Source organism: Aquiflexum sp., assembly GCF_041751335.1.
In the GTDB taxonomy this organism is placed as follows: Bacteria; Bacteroidota; Bacteroidia; order Cytophagales; family Cyclobacteriaceae; genus Aquiflexum.
Genome location: NZ_JBGSXS010000170.1, coordinates 1 through 1,884 on the forward strand (window position 1 = coordinate 1; position 1,884 = coordinate 1,884).

2 protein-coding genes are annotated in these 1,884 nt (G+C 41.0%); both read left to right on the top strand.

Annotation, left to right across the window (positions count from 1 at the left end; genetic code table 11):
• Positions 1–797: EboA domain-containing protein (locus ACEW8U_RS09620; protein ID WP_373521827.1), on the top strand; the 797-nt coding region annotated here is incomplete at its 5' end.
• A gap of 229 nt (positions 798–1,026) precedes the next feature.
• On the top strand, positions 1,027–1,884 hold an 858-nt coding region (locus tag ACEW8U_RS09625), incomplete at its 3' end, for a TatD family hydrolase (protein ID WP_373521828.1).

The window sequence follows — 1,884 nt, forward strand, 5'->3', positions numbered from 1 at the left end:
AAGACAAAATTGAAAAAGAAGGCTCTTACCTCAAATTTTACATGGCCTTTGGACAGGCATCAAGATTTTTTAAGAAAACCCTTTTACAAATTACTGAAAAACAAAAAGAGATTGCCAATACGCTTATGGAGGGTTTTAGCCTACAAACTTGGGATCAGCTTCAGACAGCTAGAAGTTATTTGCTCTTGCATTTTGAGGAAAAAGAAGCCTCAAGTTGGGTAAATGCACTTAACAAACTTTTTGAAACGGCCGATATGCACGAGCAACAATCCCTGTATGCAGCGCTCCCAATTATGCCTTTTCAACCTGAAATGATGGATCGGGCCATAGAAGGTTTAAGGACCAATATCAGTTCAGTTTTTGATGCTGTAGCACTCAACAATCCCTATCCGGCGCATTACTTTGATGAAAGGGCCTGGAATCAGATGGTCTTGAAAGCTGTGTTTATGCAACGCCCATTATATCAGATCCAAAATTCAGATAAAAGGGCAAACCTTGAGCTTGCCAAAATCCTGGTGGATTTTGCCCATGAAAGATGGGCAGCAGGAAGAACTGTCATGCCTGAACTTTGGAGGTTTGTTGGTCCTTTTATCAATGAAGAAAATTTGGCAGATATCCAAAAAGTAATCCTATCTGAAGATTCCATTCAACAAAAAGCAGCCCTTCTTGCATGTAGCAGCAGTGATTTTGAACCTGCGAAAAAACTGATCGATCAACATCCCGAAATGGGGAATGCAGTATTGAACGGAGAAATCACTTGGGAAATGATAGGAGAAGAATTTCAAATAGGCAAATAACCTTTCTTCAATATGATTATTGGTAGTGATACAAGTAATGGTGAAAACCTAATGGTAAATTGCCCAAACTCTAAATTTATGGTTACTTCGGTCTTCGGTCTTCTGTCTTCTAGCCATTTAGACAGAAAACTATCAAAACTTAAAAGTTGACCAATCCATATAGAAAAACATCACATTTGATTTAAAATCAAAAACTACTAGTTTTCAACAATATTTAAAACACAACAAGATGGAAATGTTTATCGATCCACATATACATGTCATTTCAAGGACCACAGATGACTACGAAGCCATGCGCAAAGCAGGAATCGTTGCCATTATTGAGCCTGCCTTTTGGTTGGGTCAGCCTAGGACAGAGGTGGGAAGTTTCAAGGATTATTTCAGCACATTGGTCGGTTGGGAAAGATTCCGAGCCAAGCAATTCGGCATTGTTCACTACTGCACTATGGGTCTGAATTCCAAAGAGGCCAACAATATTCCTTTGGCAGAGGAGGTAATGGAATTGTTGCCACTGTTTGTTGGCAAAGAGGGTGTTGTTGCGATAGGAGAAATTGGATATGATGACCAAACTGAAGCAGAAGATCGATTTTACAGGTTACAACTTGAATTGGCTAAAGATGTTAACCTTCCCGTTTTAATCCATACTCCACATAGGGACAAGAAAAAAGGAACGACACGAAGCATGGATGTCAGCGAGGAACATGGAGTCAATCCGGGAATGGTGATTGTAGACCATAACAATGAGGAAACCGTAAAGGAAGTTTTGGATAGGGGATATTGGGCAGCTTTTACCATCTACCCGCATACCAAAATGGGCAGTGAACGCATGGTAGAAATTGTCAAACAATATGGTCCGGAAAGAATCATTGTGGACAGTGCCGCAGATTGGGGAATCAGCGATCCTTTGGCGGTCCCGAAAACTGCTGCCCTCATGCGCAAAATGGGCATCCCTGAGGAACACATCAAGATGACCTGTTATCAGAATGCTCTGACTGCCTATTCCCAAAGCGGTCAAATGGATGAATTAGATTGGTTAAGCCCTGAACCCATAGATCAGAGGCAAAGGCAATTTGGAAATTCCGTATTG